We start from the raw sequence: 18,091 nt of genomic DNA, 5'->3' as shown, positions 1-18,091 counted from the left end.
ACCGAGCCTAGGCGAGGTGCCGAGTGGTGGGGCAAGAGCGTTTTGCTTACTTTTGCGCTGTTCAAAAGTGAGCCGCTGTAAGAGCGGAACCCTAAGCGGCCGTTACCGCAGCAACGGATATGTACATCAAACCCGATAAGCCCGCATAAACAACCCCACCACCTCCTGCACATGCTCCTCAGCCGCTTCGGCACTCAACTGCCCCCCGCACCCATACAACAAGCAAAAATTCGCCGTACCCTTCAGCAGGCAAAAAAAGTGCTCAGCGGCAGTGAGCGGCTTGGGAATACTCAGCGCGCCACTCTGGTCGATCTTGCTCAGCAGCCGCTCCATCCCCTGCAACATGCGCATCGGCCCCGCCTCGAAAAAGATCTGCGACAACTTCGGATCCTGACTCCCGGAGGTCATCATCAACCGGTGCAGGTTCACCGACTCCTCGCTATTGATCAGCACATGAAACCCACGCGCAATATTGAGCAGCACCTTCTCCACCGGCACATCTGCCGGCAGTTCGAAATACATCACCGGTAACTGCTCTTCGCACTTGGCAACCACCGCCGCCGAGAACAGCGTCTCCTTGTCGGTGAAATGACTGTACACGGTCAGCTTCGATACCCCGGCCTCCACCGCCACCGCATCCATGCTGGTGCTCGCATACCCATTACTCAAGAACAGGATCTTCGCCGCTTCGAGGATCGCCTGGCGTTTTGCCATGTCCTTGGGACGCCCGGGGCTATTGGTGTTCACAGGATTGTCGGACATTTTCACTTTATTACTGGACTGGTGAGTTTGGTATTAATAACATACTGGTCAGTATAATTATTCCTACAACTATTAGCGAAAGGTCCTTCAGCATGCGCAGCTATTTCCTGCCATTCGCGTTGCCTGCCAGCTTGCTGTTCCTGTTGGCTGCCTGTGGCCATGAAGAAGCGGCGCAGACTACCGTCCGCCCGGCCATGGTGGTTCAGCCAGAGCCTTCGGCGCAGGCTTCCGACAGCTACCCGGGTGAGGTGCGTGCCCGCTATGAACCCGACCTGGCCTTTCGCATCGGCGGCAAAGTAAGCCGACGACTGGTCGAGGAGGGCGAGCGCGTCAAGGCCAACCAGCCCCTGGCAGAACTCGATCCGCAGGATGTGCGCCTGCAACTGGAAGCCACCCGCGCCCAGGTCGCCGCCGCCGAAGCCAACCTGAGCCTGGTGCGCGCCGAGCGTGACCGCTACAAGACCCTGATGGACCGTCAGATGGTCAGCCGCTCCCAGTACGACAATTCCGAAAACCTCTACCGTTCAGGTGAAGCCCGTCTCAAGCAGATCAAGGCCGAATTCGACGTGGCCAATAACCAGGCCGGGTATGCCGTGCTGCGCGCTCCCCAGGATGGCGTGGTGGCCAAGCGTGCGGTGGAAGTGGGCCAGGTGGTATCGGCCGGCCAGACCGTATTTACCCTGGCCACCGATGGCGAGCGGGAGGTGCTGATCAGCCTGCCGGAGCAAAGCTTCGGGCGCTTCAAGATTGGCCAGCCGGTGTCCGTGGAACTGTGGAGCCAGCCGGACCAGCGCTTCAACGGCCGCATTCGCGAACTATCACCCGCCGCTGATCCCAAGTCGCGAACCTTTGCCGCCCGCGTCGCTTTCACCGGCGGCAAGGTGCCTGCAGAGCTGGGGCAGAGCGCTCGCGTATTCATACAGGCCGACGGCGTGATTCCCCTGGCGGTGCCACTGTCGGCCCTCAGTGCGGAGAACGGCGCGTCCTACGTCTGGGTGGTGCAGCCCGACAATACCCTCAAGCGCACACCGGTGCGGATCGGTGCCTTTGGCGAGAAAACCGTACCGGTGCTGGAAGGCCTGAGCCCTACCGATTGGGTGATCGCCGCCGGCGTGCATGTACTCCATGAGGGCCAGCAAGTGCGCCCGGTGGATCGGGCCAACCGAGTGGTAAGCCTGGCGGCCAAGGAGTAGTCCCCGATGGGTTTCAATCTTTCCGAATGGGCGTTGCGCAATCGCCAGATCGTATTGTTTCTGATGATCCTGCTGGCAGTGGTAGGCACCTTGTCCTACACCAAGCTGGGACAAAGCGAAGACCCGCCGTTTACTTTCAAGGCCATGGTGATCAAGACCAACTGGCCGGGGGCGACTGCCCAGGAAGTCTCGCGCCAGGTCACCGAACGTATTGAAAAGAAACTGATGGAGACCGGTGACTACGAGCGCATCGTGTCGTTCTCGCGCCCTGGCGAATCCCAGGTCACCTTCATGGCCCGGGACTCGATGCATTCCGCGCAGATCCCGGACCTCTGGTACCAGGTGCGCAAGAAGATCAGCGATATTCGCCAGACCTTGCCGCCGGATATCCAGGGCCCGTTTTTCAACGATGAGTTCGGCACCACCTTTGGCAATATCTACGCCCTGACCGGCGACGGCTTTGACTATGCCGTGCTCAAGGACTACGCCGACCGCATCCAGATTCAGCTGCAACGGGTGCCGGATGTGGGCAAGGTCGAACTGCAGGGTTTGCAGGACGAGAAGATCTGGATCGAACTGTCCAACCTCAAGCTCGCCACCCTCGGCCTGCCGCTGGCCGCGGTGCAGCAGGCGTTGCAGGAGCAGAACGCGGTATCGACCGCCGGCTTCTTTGAAACCCCGAGCGAGCGCGTGCAGTTACGGGTGTCCGGCAACTTCAAGACCGTTAAGGAAATCCGCGACTTCCCTATCCGCGTTGGTGACCGCACGTTCCGTATCGGTGACGTGGCCGAGATTCACCGCGGCTTCAACGACCCGCCGGCACCGCGCATGCGCTACATGGGCGACGATGCCATCGGCCTGGCCGTGGCCATGCGCGATGGTGGCGACATCCTGGTACTGGGCAAGGCCCTGGAAAGCGAATTCGCACGCCTGCAGAAGAACCTTCCTGCCGGCATGGAGCTGCGCAAGGTGTCGGACCAGCCGGCAGCGGTGAAAACCAGTGTCGGCGAATTCGTCCAGGTGCTGGCGGAAGCCTTGGCGATTGTATTGCTGGTGAGCTTCTTCTCCCTGGGCATACGCACCGGCATGGTGGTGGCCCTGGCAATCCCGCTGGTGTTGGCCATGACCTTCGCCACCATGTACTACCTCGGCATCGGCCTGCACAAGATTTCCCTCGGTGCATTGGTGCTCGCACTGGGCCTGCTGGTGGACGACGCGATCATCGCCGTGGAAATGATGGCGATCAAGATGGAGCAGGGCTACGACCGGCTCAAGGCCGCCAGTTTCGCCTGGACCAGTACCGCGTTCCCGATGCTCACCGGTACGCTGATCACTGCGGCGGGTTTCCTGCCGATTGCCACGGCGCAATCGAGCACCGGCGAATACACGCGTTCGATCTTCCAGGTAGTGACCATCGCGCTGCTGGCCTCCTGGGTCGCAGCGGTGGTGTTCGTGCCGTACCTGGGGGAAAAACTCCTGCCGGACCTGGCGAAGATTCATGCGGCCAAGCATGGCGCCGATGGGCCGGATCCCTACGGGACGCCGTTCTATCAGCGTGTAAGACGCCTGGTGGAATGGTGCGTGCGTCGGCGCAAGACGGTGATTGTCCTGACCTTGCTGCTGTTTATCGGCTCGGTGGCGCTGTTCCGCTTTGTGCCCCAGCAGTTCTTCCCGGCTTCCGGGCGGCTGGAGCTGATGGTCGACCTCAAGCTGGCTGAAGGTGCGTCCCTGAGCAACACGGCAGACCAGGTCAAACGCCTTGAAGCGTTGCTCAAGGAACATGCCGGTATTGAGAACTATGTGGCCTACGTCGGCACAGGCTCGCCACGTTTCTACCTGCCCCTGGACCAGCAACTGCCCGCGGCCAGCTTTGCCCAGTTTGTGGTGTTGGCCAAGACCATCGAGGAGCGCGAAAGCCTGCGCACCTGGCTGATCGAGACCCTCAACGAACAGTTCCCGGACCTGCGCTCGCGGGTCACGCGGCTTGAGAACGGCCCGCCCGTTGGCTACCCCGTGCAGTTCCGGGTGACGGGCGAGCACATCGAAGAAGTCCGGGCCCTGGCGCGGAAAGTGGCGGCCAAGGTTCGCGAAAACACCCATGTGGTCAACGTACATCTCGACTGGGAAGAGCCGAGCAAGATCGTCTACCTCAACGTCGATCAGGACCGCGCCCGCGCCCTTGGTGTGAGCACCGCCAACCTGTCGAAATTCCTCCAGAGCTCCCTCACCGGCTCCAGCGTCAGCCAGTACCGCGAGGACAACGAGTTGATCGAAATCCTGCTGCGCGGCACCGTCCACGAGCGTACCGAGCTGTCGTTGCTGCCAAGCCTGGCAGTGCCCACCGACAACGGCAAAAGCGTGGCGCTGTCGCAGATCGCGACCCTGGAATACGGCTTTGAAGAAGGCATCATCTGGCACCGCAACCGCCTGCCGACCGTGACCATCCGCGCCGATATCTATGGCAAGGAACAACCGGCAACCCTGGTGCAGCAGATCCTGCCGACACTGGAAGGCGTGCGCGCTGAATTGCCCGACGGTTACCTGCTGGAAGTTGGCGGCACGGTGGAGGATTCCGCCCGTGGACAGAACTCGGTCAAGGCCGGCGTGCCGCTGTTTATCGTGGTGGTGCTGACCTTGCTGATGCTGCAGCTGCGCAGTTTCTCACGCACGGCCATGGTCTTTCTTACGGCGCCACTGGGGTTGATCGGGGTGACGCTGTTCCTGCTGGTGTTCCGCCAACCCTTTGGGTTCGTGGCGATGCTGGGAACCATCGCGCTGTCGGGGATGATCATGCGCAACTCGGTGATCCTGGTGGACCAGATCGAACAGGACATCAAGGCCGGGCTGGCGCCCTGGCAGGCGATTATCGAGGCGACGGTGCGACGCTTCCGGCCGATCGTGCTGACAGCGCTGGCGGCGGTGCTGGCGATGATCCCGTTGTCACGCAGCGTGTTCTTCGGGCCGATGGCTGTGGCGATCATGGGCGGGTTGATTGTGGCGACGGCGTTGACGCTGTTGTTCCTGCCGGCGTTGTATGCGGCGTGGTTCAGGGTCAGGAAGGACGCTGTGTAAGTCTGCGAGCGGCAGGGATGTCCTGTAAGGAAGTTCCTTTTGTCATTCACATGTAGACGCAAAGTGCAGTGTTGGCCGGTGGAACGTTTGTACGTGGTGCTCCACTCAGAATTGTCTGATTGACAGGCATGGTTGTCGGAGCCGCAGGCAGCGGCTCCGATGAACAATAATGAGTTCATGGAGCGTCATCTGTTTATTTTGTCTGCCATTGCTGGAATTGCTGCGTTCAAAGGAGCCCTCCTGGGATCATTATTCGGCAATATGGTCACCCCGAAAGGCGCTGATAAGGGCCCCCCGCAAAAGCCGGGGCATGGACGCCGCGGCTTTGACCGGCACCGCCCATCACTGCCAACCTTGCGTCCTGTGCTGCAAGACGGGCACCGCCAGTATCTCCCTGCCGTGAGCGAGATCCATCAGCCCTACAGGCCATCCCATGGGCTTCTCCCGCTGAGTCGATGACATCCTGAAGGCCAATGAAATGCTGGCTCTGTCTCAGCCTCGCCGGGCTGGAACCTTTTTTTCACGGGAGCCACATAGAGTTACCTGATAGGCAGGTGTGTTTTTCTGTCGGAAACTTATAGAGGCGACACAAGATGCTTTTACAAGCGTTAGGCAACTTTTACATGGGCGTGGGCATGTTGTTGGGAGGTGGTTCTGCTAGCCAACCAATAAACCAGCATTGCGATAAATCCAAACGCGGCGAGCCTGCAAGCCGGCGCGTGCTTGAAGCAAGACTGGCGAATCTTGAATCCGTTCAATACAGCCATTCGCAGCCGCGAAACAGCATTACGATTAATAACAGCAACACCCTCGTCAGTCGCTGAGTGCGTAGATCGAGCGCGTGTTTGTTTATATTTTATATCGAGTCAATGCAAACGCCCCGCAGATTGCGGGGCGTTTGCATGTTTACGATCAGCCAAAGCCGCGGGTTTACAGCGCCCCGAAGACCTTCTTCGCCAGGCTGGTAGCAGCCGCTGCGGGGTTCTTGCGAATCGTCTCTTCCTGCTGGGCGATCATCTTGAACAACCCGTCCAGCGCCTGCTCGGTCACGTAGCTTTCGACGTTGGCGCTCTTGGCATCAATGGCACCAAAGCTGGCCGCCTTGCCTGCGAGGGCGTTGTACTGCTGGGCAACGCCAACCTTGTCGGTAGCCGCCTTGACGATCGGCAGGAACTTGGCCCGGATCTCGTCACGGCTGCTTTTGTTCAGGTACTGGGTGGCCGAGTCCTGGCCGCCGGTTAGGATGCCCTTGGCGTCGGTCACGCTCATGTTTTTCACGGCGTTTACCAGGATCGGCTGGGCCTGGGTCACGGCAGACTCGGCGGCCTTGTTCATGCTGGCTTCAAGCTGGTTGACCTGGTCACCCATGCCGAACATTTTCAGCTTGTCGGCGACTTTACCCAACTTGCCCGGCAGGCCGATTTTCACTTCCGGGTTGTTACTGAAACCACCGGGAACCCCCAATTGTTTGACGGCAATCTGCGCGCCTTGGGTCAGTGCGTCCTTGAGGCCGCCGGTGGCGTCGCCCTGGGACAGGCTGCCAAGGGACAAGGCCATGGCGTTGGCACCGAGCAGCAGGCCGGCACACAGGGCAGTGAGGCGAAGGGAGTTGCGGAGCATGGGCGCTTCCTTATGTTCGATATCTTAATCAGTGTGCAACCGCGTCCACGCGTACGCGCAGCGGTTGTGGATCCTGGCCGTTCAACTGCACGGAGTGCCGTTCGGTGGTGATAAACAGTAGCTTGCCATCCAGTTCGATGCGAGCGCTGACCGAGTAACTATGGCCAGGTTTGACTTGGGCCGGGTCGTAGCTCAGGTGAAACGGCAGCGGCACCTGGCCTTTCACCGGGCCTTTCTGCTCGGCCAGGGTCACGGCCGGGGCGTCCATCAAGGACACGTCTTGCAGGGTCACACTCAAGGTGGCAGCGGGCGGCAGGGCGATGCGTTGCAGGTAGAACACTTCGCCATCAAGGCTGGCTTTGGGGGCGGGGCTCATGGTCTGGCAGGCTCCCAGCAGGGCGGTCAGGCCCAGGAGAATGATTTTTTTCATGGTGCAGCTCCTTGTCAACGGCGCCAGAAACACCCTGGCGCCTTGGTCACTCTAGTGTGTTTCTTCGGGGACGACGGGCTTGTCTGCCGCCTCTTCACTGCGATGCAGGGCCACCTGGCGAATCGACAGGCGAATCTCCGCCGGCAACACGCGCTTGGCCGCGCCTTCGGCCAGCTCACCCAGCAACGGGTGATAGCTCAGCTTGCCGGCCTCGTCGCGGCGTAGCACATCTTGCTCCAGCAACGTCTGGATAAAATGTCGGAAAAGGCTCTTGTCGAAGAACTCCGGTGCATTCAAACCATGCAGGATCGAAAGGCGCTGGGCCATGACGGTACACAGGTCTTCCAGCTCCTCGGCACTGATGCTGTGCTGGCCGCTGTTGAGCAGCAGCGAGATGGCCATGTAGAAGCGTTGCAGGGTCTGGGCGATGCTTTTGGACAGCAGCGTCAGCAGTACAAAGTGCCTGGAGCTCGGGGCCGGGCGCAGGTACACCTCGTTCTCGAAACGCAGCAGGCCTTGTTCGACGAAGGCTTCCAGCCACTGGTCGACTACCGCGTCCAGCTCGTCCAGGGACCAGCGGATAAACAGCTCTGATTGCAGGTACGGGTAAAGCGCGCGGGTGTAGCGCAGGATCTGTTCGCGGCTCATGCGCGAGCTGCTCTGGAAGAAACTCGCCAGCAGCGCTGGCAAGGCAAAGATGTGCAGCACGTTGTTGCGGTAGTAGGTCATCAGGACGGCATTCTGCTCGTCCAGATAGAGGATCTTGCCCAGGGCGTCACTCTGTTCCGACAGCAGGTCCATGTCCTTGACGTGCTTGATCAGCGCCAGGCCGTCACCTTCGGGCAAGGTGGTGTGGGGCGAGTAGGGCACCTTGCGCAGCAAGGCCAGGTACAGATCGAGCTGGCGTGCCATCGCTTGCTCGTCCAAAGCCAGGCGCGTGGTGGACAGCAGCGCCAGGGCCACCAGGTTCACCGGGTTGATCGCCGCCGCTTCGTTCAGGTGTTGCGCCACCCGCTCGCCGAGGCGATTGGTGGTTTCGTTGAGCCACGCCGGCTTGTAGTTCGGCCCCAGCTCCTGGGAACGCCAGTCGGGCTGCTCGCTGTCGAGAAATTCCGCCAGCTTGATCGGTTCGCCGAAGTTCACCGCCACCTGGCCAAAGCGCTGCTTGAGGGCGCCGACCACTTTGAAAATATCGAAAATCGACTCTTTTTTCTTGCTCGCACCGCGCAGCTCGCCGAGGTAAGTACGGCCTTCCAGCACGCGCTCATAGCCGATGTACACCGGCACAAACACGATGGGCATGCGCGAGGAGCGCAGGAAACTGCGCAGGGTGATTGCCAGCATCCCGGTCTTCGGTTGCAGCATGCGCCCGGTGCGCGAACGTCCGCCTTCGACGAAATACTCCACCGGGAAACCCTTGGTGAACAGGGTGTGCAGGTATTCGTTGAACACCGAGGTGTACAGCGGGTTGCCCTTGAACGTGCGGCGCATGAAAAACGCCCCGCCACGGCGTAGCAGGCTGCCGATCACCGGCATGTTGAGGTTGATCCCGGCGGCGATGTGCGGCGGGGTCAGGCCGTTCTTGAACAGCAGGTAGGACAGCAGCAGGTAGTCGATGTGGCTGCGATGGCACGGCACATAAATCACCTCGTAACCCTGGGCGACCTTTTGCACACCTTCGATGTTGTTGACCTTGATGCCGTCGTAAATCTTGTTCCAGAACCAGCTCAGCACCACTTCGAGGAAGCGGATGGCGGTATAGGTGTAGTCCGAAGCAATTTCGTTGCCGTAGCGCAGGGCCTGGGCCTTGGCTTTCTCCGGGGTGATTTTCTCGCGTTCGGCTTCGTCGAGAATCGCCTGGCGCACCAGCGGCATGTTCACCAGGCCTTTGACCAGGTTGCGCCGGTGGGACAGGTCGGGGCCGATCACTGCGGTTTTCAGGTTTCGAAAGTGCACCCGCAGGATGCGTTGGGCCATGCGCACGGTGCGTTCGTGGCCTTTATTGTGCTCGATCAATTCACGCAGGTTGATGGGCGCGGAGAATTGCACCCGGGTCTTGCGGCCCAGGATCAGGATGCTCAGCAGCCGGCGCAGGCGGCCGGTCACGGCCCAGCTGTCGGCGAACAGCAGTTTCCACGGGCTGGACTCGCTGTCGGGCGACTGGCCCCAGAACACGCTGACTGGAATGATCTGTGCATTCTCTTCGGCGTGTTCGGTGAGCACGTCCACCAGGCGGGTCAGGGTGGGCGGTGCGCCGCGCTTGTCCTGGCGGCCGAGCCAGTCTGGCTCGGGGGTCAGGTAGAAAAAGGCCGCGGGTTCCATCAACGGGCCGACCGATACCGGCAGCACCGGGCGCGGCAGGCCGGCCTTGGTACATTCGGTATCAACCACCGCCAATTCGGTGAGGGACGGGGATTGCAGGACGTAAAACACCGGGCGGCTGCGGTCGAGGTTCAGGGTAAGGGACGACTGGTTGATCGTCTCTGAGCGAACCCAGAGGTACAACAGCCGGCGCAAGGTGCCAAATACCAGACGGCGAAAAGGAGAACGGGTCATACGGCTTCTGCTTTGAGTGGGGAATACCGAGCAGATGCTCGGGGCGCTAGTGTGCAGTATTAGCCGAAAATCGGCAAAAAAGCGGCGAAGTAATCTTGAGTTGAAGCTTTTTGAGCCTGTCTTATACTCGGCAGTTCAACTGCGACGACTCAACAATAAACGTACTTATAAAAAGCATGTGGGAGCAAAACAGATGGCAACGCGCGAAACCGGCAATGTGAAGTGGTTCAACGACGCAAAGGGCTACGGCTTTATCCAGCGGGAAGATGGCAAGGACGTGTTTGTGCACTACCGCGCCATTCGCGGTGAAGGGCATCGTTCATTGGCTGAAGGCCAGCAGGTGGAATACGCCGTGGTGACGGGCGAGAAGGGCTTGCAGGCTGAGGATGTGGTGGGCCTGTAACCCGATAGGCACAACACACCTTTAAATGTGGGAGCCCGGCCGAATGTGGGAGCCGGGCTTGCCCGCGATAGCATCGCCGCGGTTTGGCTGAATGACCGAGGTGCGCCCATCGCAGGCAAGCCAGCTCCCACATTTGATTGGGTTTGCACATCGAGGCTTTGTTAGCCTGACTTTATGCCGTTTTCCAGATGATCTGCTCTTCACCGTCTTCGCTGATACGAATCCAGGTATCCGCGCTTTCTTCACCTTCTTCCTCAACCCAGCTACCGGGCGCGCAACGCACTTCGACGTTCAGCGCGGCAAAGGCCGCACGGGCGCAGGCGATGTCGTCTTCCCACGGGGTCTGGTCGCTTTCCAGGTACAGGCTGTTCCATTTGCCTACGGCTTTGGGCAACCAGGTAACCGGCACGCTGCCGGCGGTGCACTTGTAGGTCTGGCCGCGCTGGACCCAGTCGGTGCACGAGCCCAGGGCGGCGCCCAGCCAGGCGGCGATGGCCTTGTGGTCGACGTCGGCGTCCTTGAGGTAAATCTCGATATCAGGTTGGCGCATGGATGTTCCTCATTGCGGGATTTTGAAAATCCATTCGCGGATTCGGTGCGGGCCCCAAGAGGCCCACAAAATAATGGGTTATTGAAGCACGAAATAGTCGTAGCGCATCGACACAGTGACCAGCAGCGGTTCGGCGGCCTCGATCACCTGGGCCCGGCGCTCGGCACTGGCGCGCCAGCCGTGGGGCGTCATGGCCAGCAGGTTGGCGCGATCCTGGGGGTCGGCCAGGCTGAGCTTGAATTCCAGGGTTTCGCTGTGTTGCAGGCTCATGCCGTCCGGCACCAGCGCCAGGTGCTTGTCGTCGGTGTACTCGCGCACTTCGTCGTACAAACGCTCGCGCAGCTCCATCAGGTGGCCGCTGGTAGGGCCAACCTTCATCAAGCCGCCGCCCGGGCTGAGCAGGCGCTTGGCCTCCAGCCAGTCCAGCGGGCTGAAGACGCTGGCCAGGAACTGGCAGCTGGCATCGGCCAACGGCACCCGGGCCATGCTGGCGATCAACCAGGTCACCGTGGGGTTGCGCTTGCAGGCGCGCTTGACCGCTTCCTTGGAAATATCCAGCGCATAGCCATCGGCGCGCAGCAGGGTATCGGCGATTTGCGCGGTGTAGTAACCCTCGCCACAACCGATGTCCAGCCAGCGCTGGGGTTTGCGTTCAGCGGCCAGTTCGGCCAGGCGCCTGGCCACCGGGGCGTAATGCCCGGCGTTGAGGAAGTCGCGGCGCGCTTCCACCATCGCCAGGTTATCCCCCGGGTCGCGGCTGTTCTTGTGCTGCACCGGCAGCAGGTTCAGGTAACCCTGGCGCGCGCGGTCGAAACGGTGCCCGACCGGGCAGGCCACGCCGTTGTCCACTTCATGGAGCGGTGCGCTGCAAATGGGGCAAGCAAGCATCAGGCGAGCAACTTGATCAGGGTCTGGTAGTAGATTTCGGTCAGCACGTCGAGGTCGCTGGCGAGGATGCGCTCGTTGACCTGATGGATCGTCGCGTTGACCGGGCCCAGCTCCACGACCTGGGTACCGAGGGTGGCGATGAAGCGCCCGTCGGAGGTGCCGCCGCTGGTAGAGGCCTTGGTCTCGCGGCCGGTGACGGCCTTGATGCTGGCGGAAACGGCATCGAGCAACGCGCCCGGTTCGGTAAGGAACGGCAGGCCCGACAGCGCCCATTCCACATGCCAGTCCAGGCCATGCTTGTCGAGAATCGCCGCAACCCGCTGCTGCAGGCCTTCGACGGTGGACTCGGTGGAGAAACGGAAGTTGAACACCGCCGTCAGGTCACCCGGGATCACGTTGGTGGCGCCGGTGCCGGAATTGAGGTTGGAAATCTGGAAGCTGGTGGGCGGGAAGAAGGTGTTGCCATCGTCCCAGTGCTCGGCGGCCAGTTCCGCCAGCGCCGGAGCGGCCAGGTGGATCGGGTTCTTTGCCAGGTGCGGGTAGGCCACATGGCCTTGCACGCCGCGCACGGTCAGGGTGGCACCGAGGGAGCCGCGACGGCCGTTCTTGACCACGTCGCCCACCAGAGTGGTGCTCGACGGCTCGCCAACGATGCACCAGTCCAGGCGCTCCTTGCGGGCCGCCAGGCGCTCGATCACGGCCTTGGTGCCGTGGTGCGCCGGGCCTTCTTCATCGCTGGTGATCAGGAAAGCCACCGAACCCTTGTGGTCCGGGTAGTCGGTGACGAAACGCTCGGACGCGACCAGCATCGCCGCGAGGCTGCCTTTCATGTCCGCCGCGCCACGGCCGCAGAGCATGCCGTTTTCGTCGATCAACGCGTCGAACGGATCGTTCTGCCAGGCCTTGACCGGACCGGTTGGCACCACGTCGGTGTGGCCGGCGAAGCACAATACCGGGCCTTCGTGTTTGCCGTGGGTGGCCCAGAAGTTATCCACATCCTCGATGCGCATCGGCTCAAGCGCAAAACCGGCGTCGCCCAGGCGCTGCATCATCAGCTTCTGGCAATCGGCGTCGATCGGCGTCACCGACGGGCGACGGATCAGGTCGATAGCAAGTTGGAGGGTCGGCGAAAGGTCGGCGTGGGCCGTCATGTAAAAACTCCAGTGCAGGGCGCGCAAAATGGCCGTTATCTTATAGCAAAACGGCGGCCAGAGGCCGCCGTTTAGTGCATTGCGCAGGATTTAAGCGGCGGTTGCGGGCTCTTGCGCCGGCGCCGGTTTCGGCAGCGACGACAGGAACGCCATGATCAGCGCCGCCACATACGGCAGCGACTGCACCAGCAACATCACCACCCAGAAGCGTATGTCATTGCTTGGCAGGCCCTGCACCAGGTAAATCCCCAGTGCCGCGCCCCACAACAGCAGCATGATGAACATCTCTTCCCGGGCTTCGGAAATCGCCACCCAGAAACCGTGGTTATCGGCGTTCTTCGGTGTACGAAAGAACGGAATGCTGGTGGTGAAGAAACCGTACAGCACCGCCTTGGCGATGGTGTGGGACAACGCCAACCCGGCCAATGCCGCGCAGAACGCATCCTTGAGGTTCACACCCACCGCACGACGGTAGAGGAAGATGATCTTGCCGACCTTGAACACGAACAACGCCAGGGGCGGGATCGCGAAAATCAGCAGCGGCGGGTCAACCCGCGTCGGCACGATAATCATCGCCGCCGACCACAACAGGGCGCCCACGGTGAAGAAGATGTTCATGCCGTCCGCCACCCACGGCAACCAGCCTGCGAGGAAGTGATAACGCTGGCCACGGGTCAGCTCGGTGTCCTTGCCGCGCAACAGGCTTGCGGTGTGACGCTTGATGATCTGGATTGCACCGTAGGCCCAGCGGAAACGCTGTTTCTTGAAGTCGATAAAGGTATCGGGCATCAGGCCCTTGCCGTAGCTGTCGTGGTAGTACGCCGCCGACAGGCCTTTCTCGAAGACCCGCAGGCCCAGCTCGGCATCTTCACAGATGCACCAGTCGGCCCAGCCCAGTTCTTCCAGGACCGAGCGACGGGTCATGGTCATGGTGCCGTGCTGGATGATTGCGTCACGGTCGTTGCGGGTGACCATGCCGATATGGAAGAAGCCTTTGTATTCCGCGTAGCAGAGCTTTTTGAAGGTGCTTTCGTTCTGGTCGCGATAATCCTGTGGCGACTGCACCACGGCGATTTTCGGGTCGGCGAAGTGCGGCACCATGTGCTTGAGCCAGTTCGGCGACACGCAGTAATCAGAGTCGATCACGGCGATAACTTCGGCATCCTTGGCGGTATGCGGTATCAAGTAGTTCAGCGCACCGCCCTTGAAACCGGCCAGGGGCGAGACGTGGAAGAACTTGAAGCGCGGGCCCAGGGTTTCGCAGTAGTCGCGCACGGGCTCCCACACGGCCGGGTCCTTGGTGTTGTTGTCGATGATCAGGACTTCGTAGTCCGGATAGTCGAGGGCGGCCAGGGCGTCGAGGGTCTGTTTGACCATCTCCGGCGGCTCGTTGTAGCACGGCACATGGATCGAGACTTTCGGGCGGTAGTCCGAATCCCCCTCAACCGGCAGGAATTCGCGCCGGCGTTTGTGGGTCCAGACCGCTTCCGCCAGTTCGTGGGCTTCGGTGAGCAGCACGATAAACACGCCGAGGGCGCCGAGGGCCAGGAGGATGCCCACGGTGACGCTGAACCAGGTGCTGTATTGCTGGCTGTAGTCGTAGCCGATCCACACCAGCACCGAACCGCACAGGAACGCGATAAAGGTCAGGAAGGTGCGGCCACGCTGGCGCAGGGCCGAGCCGTCGATCATCAGCAGGGTCAGGGACAGCAGCGCAAGCACCACCGAACCGATGGCCAGCACGCGCCATTGCGGGATCGCGACAACCGGGCCGTCAAAGTTGAATTTCTGCTGGCGTGCGGCGTTGTACACGCCCCAGTAGGCGCCCGCCGAGCCTTCGTCGCTGACTTTCCAAGGCTGGTCGAAGGCCTCGATCACGAAGTAGTTGTAGCCCTGGCGATTGAGCTTGTTTACCAGTGTGCGCAGGTAAATCGCCTGGTCGGCCGGGGACGTTTCATTGCCACCGCGCATGCGTCCGTTACTCGGCCAGCCAACCTCCGACAGCAGCAGCGGCTTTTTCGGGAACAGTTTCTTCAGGTCCCGGGCACGGTCGAGTACGTACTGGCCAGCCTTGTCCATCGGGATAAATTCCCAGAACGGCAGGATGTGCGCGGCGATCAGGTCGACGTGCTTGGCCAGTTGCGGGTTCTTTTCCCAGATGTGCCATTGCTCGGAAGTCGTCACTGGCACTTTCACGGCAGCGCGCACCCGGTCCAGCAGCACAATCAGGGCTTCAGGGGTGATTTCCTCACGGAACAGCGCTTCGTTACCCACCACCACCCGCACGACGCTGCGGGAACTGTTGGCGATCTCGATGGCACGCTGGATCTCGCGCTCGTTGCGCGCAAGGTCCGGGCTGATCCAGATCCCCAGGGTCACCCGCAGGCCGAACTCTTCCGCCAGCTTGGGGATATCCCCCAGGGTGCCGTCGACCGAGTAGGTACGGATGTTGTCCGTCAGCTTGCTCATGATCGCAAGGTCCTGACGCATTTGATCGTCAGTCGGATACTGGTCTTTCTGTGGGAACTGGCCTTGCTGGAACGGCGAGTAGGAAAAACCGGAGATCTGTTCAGGCCAGTTAGGGGCAGTGACCGGGCGGTTGATCAGCGCCCAGAAGCCGGTGAACAGCGCGGCAATTGCCAGCACCACCACCAGGTTGAGTCCAAATTTACGCGATGACATGGCTGTTTCGGGTTCCAAAAGGTGTGGAACGAAAAGAGGTGTCGGCCAACGCCGAACGGCGCGCATCCTACACCGGCCTTTCACTGACCGTACAGCAAGCCGAGAAAAACCGGACATTGGGCAGCGAAACTTCACCTAAGTTCTTTACTTGTAGCTGGATGCGTCGAACTTGTCGCGGCAACGCCCTATAATGCGCGCCGGTTTTTGGGGTAATGGTCATGAGTACAGAAGATCCACGGTTTGCCGGCGTCGCCCGCTTATATGGCATTGAAGGCCTGGAGCGCCTGAAGGCGGCCCATGTGGCCATCGTCGGCGTGGGCGGGGTTGGCTCGTGGGCGGCGGAAGCCATCGCCCGTTGCGGCGTAGGCGAGATTTCGCTGTTTGACCTGGACGACGTGTGCGTCAGCAACAGCAACCGCCAGTTACATGCGCTGGACAGCACCGTAGGCAAGGCCAAGGTCGAGGTCATGGCCGAGCGCCTGAAGGGCATCAACCCCGACTGCACTGTGCATGCGGTGGCGGACTTCGTGACCCGCGAGACCATGGCCGAGTACATCACGCCGAACATTGACTGCGTGATCGACTGCATCGACAGCGTGAACGCCAAGGCGGCGCTGATCGCCTGGTGCAAGCGGCGCAAGATCCAGATCATCACCACCGGCGGCGCGGGCGGGCAGATTGATCCGACGCTGATCCAGGTGTGTGACTTGAACCGTACGTTCAATGACCCGCTGGCGTCGAAAGTGCGCTCCACCTTGCGCCGCGACTATGGCTTCTCGCGCACCGTGACCCGCCATTACAGCGTGCCTTGCGTGTTCTCCACCGAACAACTGCGCTATCCGAAGCCGGACGGCAGCATCTGTTTGCAGAAAAGTTTTGTCGGGGATGGCGTGAAGCTGGACTGCGCCGGCGGGTTTGGCGCGGTGATGATGGTCACCGCGACCTTCGGCATGGTGGCGGCGACCAAGGCGGTGGACAAGATTGTGGCCGGGGTGCGCCGGCCTTCGGATCGGGTCAAGGCCCCTTAATTCTGGCACCTTACACAAATCAAAAAATGTGGGAGCTGGCTTGCCTGCGATGGCGGTCTGTCAGTTACTACAACGATGACTGATACACCGCAATCGCAGGCAAGCCAGCTCCCACAGTAGTTATGTGTTTGAGCTCAGGTCGCGCATACGCTGCAAGACTGCATTCAGGCCATTGCTGCGCGACGGTGATAACTGCCGCGATAAGGCCAGTTGGTCAAACCAGTCGGGCAAGTCGACGGAGTGCAGTTCGGCGGCCGATAAACCATTAACCCGCGCCAGCAACAGCGCCACCAACCCGCGAATCAGCCGTGCATCGCTGCTGGCGGCAAACTGCCAGTGGCCGTCCTGCAAACGCCCCACCAGCCACACCAGGCTTTCACAGCCCTGCACCAGGTTGGCGTCGACCTTGTCTTCAGCCGGCAAGGCGGGCAACCGCTCGCCCCATTGCATCAGCAGGCGGGCGCGTTGTTCCCAACTGCCGACCGCCTGGAACGCTTCCAACGCGACAACCGCGTCCGTCGGCAAGCTCATCGCAACATATCCATGGCCTGATCCAGCGCTTCAAAAAAACGCTCCAGGTCGTCGGAGTCGTTGTACAGCGCCAGCGACACCCGAATCGCCCCGGAGAGCCCCATCTGCTTGAGCAGCGGCATCGCACAGTGATGGCCGGCGCGCACGGCAATCCCCTGTTCGGTCAGCAAGTGGGCGAGGTCGGCGTTGTGCACGCCCTCCACCACAAAGCTGGCCAGGGCGACTTGCGGAGAGCCCAGCAGGCGCACGCCGTTGCGCGCTTGCAGGCCACGCAGCAGGTAGTCGTGCAGGGCGGCTTCGTGGGCCGTCACCGCCTGTTGATCCAGGGAACTCAGGTAATCGAGGGTTGCGCCCAGGCCGATCACGCTGGCGATCGGGGGTGTTCCCGCTTCGAAGCCAAGGGGCGCGGGGCGGAAGCTGGCGCTTTGATAGTCAGCCTGTTGCACCATCTCGCCACCAAACTGCCAGTGACGCAGGTGATGCAGGGCTTCAGTGCGGCCATACAGCACGCCGACCCCGTCCGGCCCGTAGAGCTTGTGGCTGGAAAACACATAGAAGTCGCAGCCCAGGGCCTGCATGTCATGGCGGCCATGGACGATGCCCTGGGCGCCATCGACAACGGTCAGTGCTTGCTGGGCCTTGGCCAGCGCCAGCAATTGCGGCAATGGCTGCCAGGCGCCAAGCACGTTGGACAGTTGGCTCACCGCCAGCAATCGGGTGCGAGGGCCGATCAAACGTGCGGCGGCTTGCAGGTCAATCAAGCCGTCATCGTCAAGCGGCAGTACCACCAGTTCCAGCCCGCGACGTTTGGCCAGTTGCTGCCACGGCAGCAGGTTGGCGTGGTGCTCCAGGGCGCTGATGACAATCTCGTCGCCCGGATTGAATAGGTGCTCAAGGCCATAAGCCAGCAGGTTCAGCGCCGAAGTCGCGCCGTGGGTAAAGATGATTTGCCCGTCGTCACCGACGTTCAGCCACTGTGCCACCTTGCTGCGACTGTCCTCGAAGGCCTGGGTCGCGTGAGCGCCCGGCAGATGCTGGGCACGGTGCACATTGGCTGCGCCATTGGCGTAGTAATGGCTGATGGCGTCCAGCAAGGCTTGAGGTTTTTGCGTGGTAGCGGCGTTGTCCAGATAGGTCTGGTCTTGCCGTTGCAGGGTGGCGATGGCCGGAAAGTCGGCGCGCCAGGGAGAGGGCACAAGCATGGTGATCAAGGCTCGTATAAACG

The 18,091-nt window shown here is 61.3% G+C and carries 15 protein-coding genes; 5 read left to right on the top strand and 10 right to left on the bottom strand.

The annotated features are described in order from the left end of the window. Window positions 1-126 precede the first annotated feature (126 nt). Entirely contained in the window at window positions 127-762 is a 636-nt protein-coding gene (locus tag M2400_RS21505; RefSeq protein WP_177041984.1) for a TetR/AcrR family transcriptional regulator, read from the bottom strand. A gap of 92 nt (window positions 763-854) precedes the next feature. On the opposite strand from M2400_RS21505, the gene M2400_RS21500 reads away from it, so the two are divergent. The 3 genes from M2400_RS21500 to M2400_RS21490 all read left to right on the top strand — a co-directional run bounded on the left by M2400_RS21500 (window position 855) and on the right by M2400_RS21490 (window position 5,851). Beyond that, window positions 855-1,955 (top strand): efflux RND transporter periplasmic adaptor subunit, encoded by a 1,101-nt coding sequence (locus tag M2400_RS21500; protein ID WP_177041986.1) that lies wholly within the window; start codon window positions 855-857, stop codon window positions 1,953-1,955. A 6-nt stretch (window positions 1,956-1,961) separates the two neighbouring features. Next, entirely contained in the window at window positions 1,962-5,027 is a 3,066-nt protein-coding gene (locus M2400_RS21495) for an efflux RND transporter permease subunit (protein ID WP_177121146.1), read from the top strand. Between the two features lie 593 nt (window positions 5,028-5,620). Then, the gene (locus M2400_RS21490; protein ID WP_259198724.1) at window positions 5,621-5,851 is read left to right on the top strand and encodes a type III secretion protein; all 231 of its coding nucleotides are present in this window, start codon (window positions 5,621-5,623) and stop codon (window positions 5,849-5,851) included. 106 nt (window positions 5,852-5,957) lie between these two features. Here M2400_RS21490 and M2400_RS21485 read toward each other — a convergent pair whose 3' ends face one another. Genes M2400_RS21485 through plsB form a run of 3 tightly spaced genes read right to left on the bottom strand, consistent with a single transcriptional unit; the run spans window position 5,958 to window position 9,633 of the window. Next, window positions 5,958-6,647 (bottom strand): DUF4197 domain-containing protein, encoded by a 690-nt coding sequence (locus tag M2400_RS21485; protein WP_010176773.1) that lies wholly within the window; start codon window positions 6,645-6,647, stop codon window positions 5,958-5,960. Between the two features lie 28 nt (window positions 6,648-6,675). After that, on the bottom strand, window positions 6,676-7,077 hold the full coding sequence (locus M2400_RS21480; RefSeq protein WP_017479432.1) for a YbaY family lipoprotein: 402 nt from the start codon (window positions 7,075-7,077) through the stop codon (window positions 6,676-6,678). A gap of 51 nt (window positions 7,078-7,128) precedes the next feature. Then, window positions 7,129-9,633, bottom strand: a complete 2,505-nt coding sequence (gene plsB, locus M2400_RS21475; RefSeq protein WP_259198723.1) for a glycerol-3-phosphate 1-O-acyltransferase PlsB — start codon at window positions 9,631-9,633, stop codon at window positions 7,129-7,131. 193 nt (window positions 9,634-9,826) lie between these two features. Here plsB and M2400_RS21470 point away from each other — a divergent pair, with 193 nt between their 5' ends. Beyond that, window positions 9,827-10,036 (top strand): cold-shock protein, encoded by a 210-nt coding sequence (locus tag M2400_RS21470; RefSeq protein ID WP_003219353.1) that lies wholly within the window; start codon window positions 9,827-9,829, stop codon window positions 10,034-10,036. 172 nt (window positions 10,037-10,208) lie between these two features. Here M2400_RS21470 and M2400_RS21465 read toward each other — a convergent pair whose 3' ends face one another. From M2400_RS21465 to M2400_RS21450, 4 genes are all read right to left on the bottom strand, one after another. Continuing rightward, window positions 10,209-10,586, bottom strand: coding sequence for a hypothetical protein (locus M2400_RS21465; RefSeq protein WP_259198722.1), 378 nt, complete (start codon window positions 10,584-10,586; stop codon window positions 10,209-10,211). A 78-nt stretch (window positions 10,587-10,664) separates the two neighbouring features. Continuing rightward, window positions 10,665-11,474 carry a putative RNA methyltransferase gene (locus M2400_RS21460; RefSeq protein WP_177115764.1) on the bottom strand — a complete coding sequence of 270 codons (810 nt, stop codon included), beginning with the start codon at window positions 11,472-11,474 and terminating at the stop codon, window positions 10,665-10,667. Then, on the bottom strand, window positions 11,474-12,625 hold the full coding sequence (gene dapE / locus M2400_RS21455; protein WP_063032923.1) for a succinyl-diaminopimelate desuccinylase: 1,152 nt from the start codon (window positions 12,623-12,625) through the stop codon (window positions 11,474-11,476). The genes M2400_RS21460 and dapE overlap by 1 nt, the downstream gene beginning before the upstream one ends. Window positions 12,626-12,715: 90 nt before the next feature. Next, entirely contained in the window at window positions 12,716-15,307 is a 2,592-nt protein-coding gene (locus M2400_RS21450) for a glycosyltransferase (RefSeq protein ID WP_177131720.1), read from the bottom strand. A 218-nt stretch (window positions 15,308-15,525) separates the two neighbouring features. Between M2400_RS21450 and tcdA the strand changes: the two genes are divergently transcribed. After that, the gene (tcdA, locus tag M2400_RS21445; RefSeq protein ID WP_177048605.1) at window positions 15,526-16,335 is read left to right on the top strand and encodes a tRNA cyclic N6-threonylcarbamoyladenosine(37) synthase TcdA; all 810 of its coding nucleotides are present in this window, start codon (window positions 15,526-15,528) and stop codon (window positions 16,333-16,335) included. A 120-nt stretch (window positions 16,336-16,455) separates the two neighbouring features. Here the strand turns inward: tcdA and M2400_RS21440 are convergent, their stop codons facing one another. Together M2400_RS21440 and M2400_RS21435 are read right to left on the bottom strand one after the other, a co-directional pair. Continuing rightward, window positions 16,456-16,866: a SufE family protein gene (locus M2400_RS21440; protein WP_177042002.1), complete on the bottom strand. Its 411-nt coding sequence runs from the start codon at window positions 16,864-16,866 to the stop codon at window positions 16,456-16,458. Beyond that, the gene (locus M2400_RS21435; protein WP_177042004.1) at window positions 16,863-18,068 is read right to left on the bottom strand and encodes an aminotransferase class V-fold PLP-dependent enzyme; all 1,206 of its coding nucleotides are present in this window, start codon (window positions 18,066-18,068) and stop codon (window positions 16,863-16,865) included. The genes M2400_RS21440 and M2400_RS21435 overlap by 4 nt, the downstream gene beginning before the upstream one ends. Between the last annotated feature and the right edge of the window lie 23 nt (window positions 18,069-18,091).

This window comes from Pseudomonas sp. BIGb0558, assembly GCF_024807515.1.
Lineage (GTDB): Bacteria > Pseudomonadota > Gammaproteobacteria > Pseudomonadales > Pseudomonadaceae > Aquipseudomonas > Aquipseudomonas yamanorum_A.
This window is presented reverse-complemented; position numbering and strand designations above follow the sequence as displayed.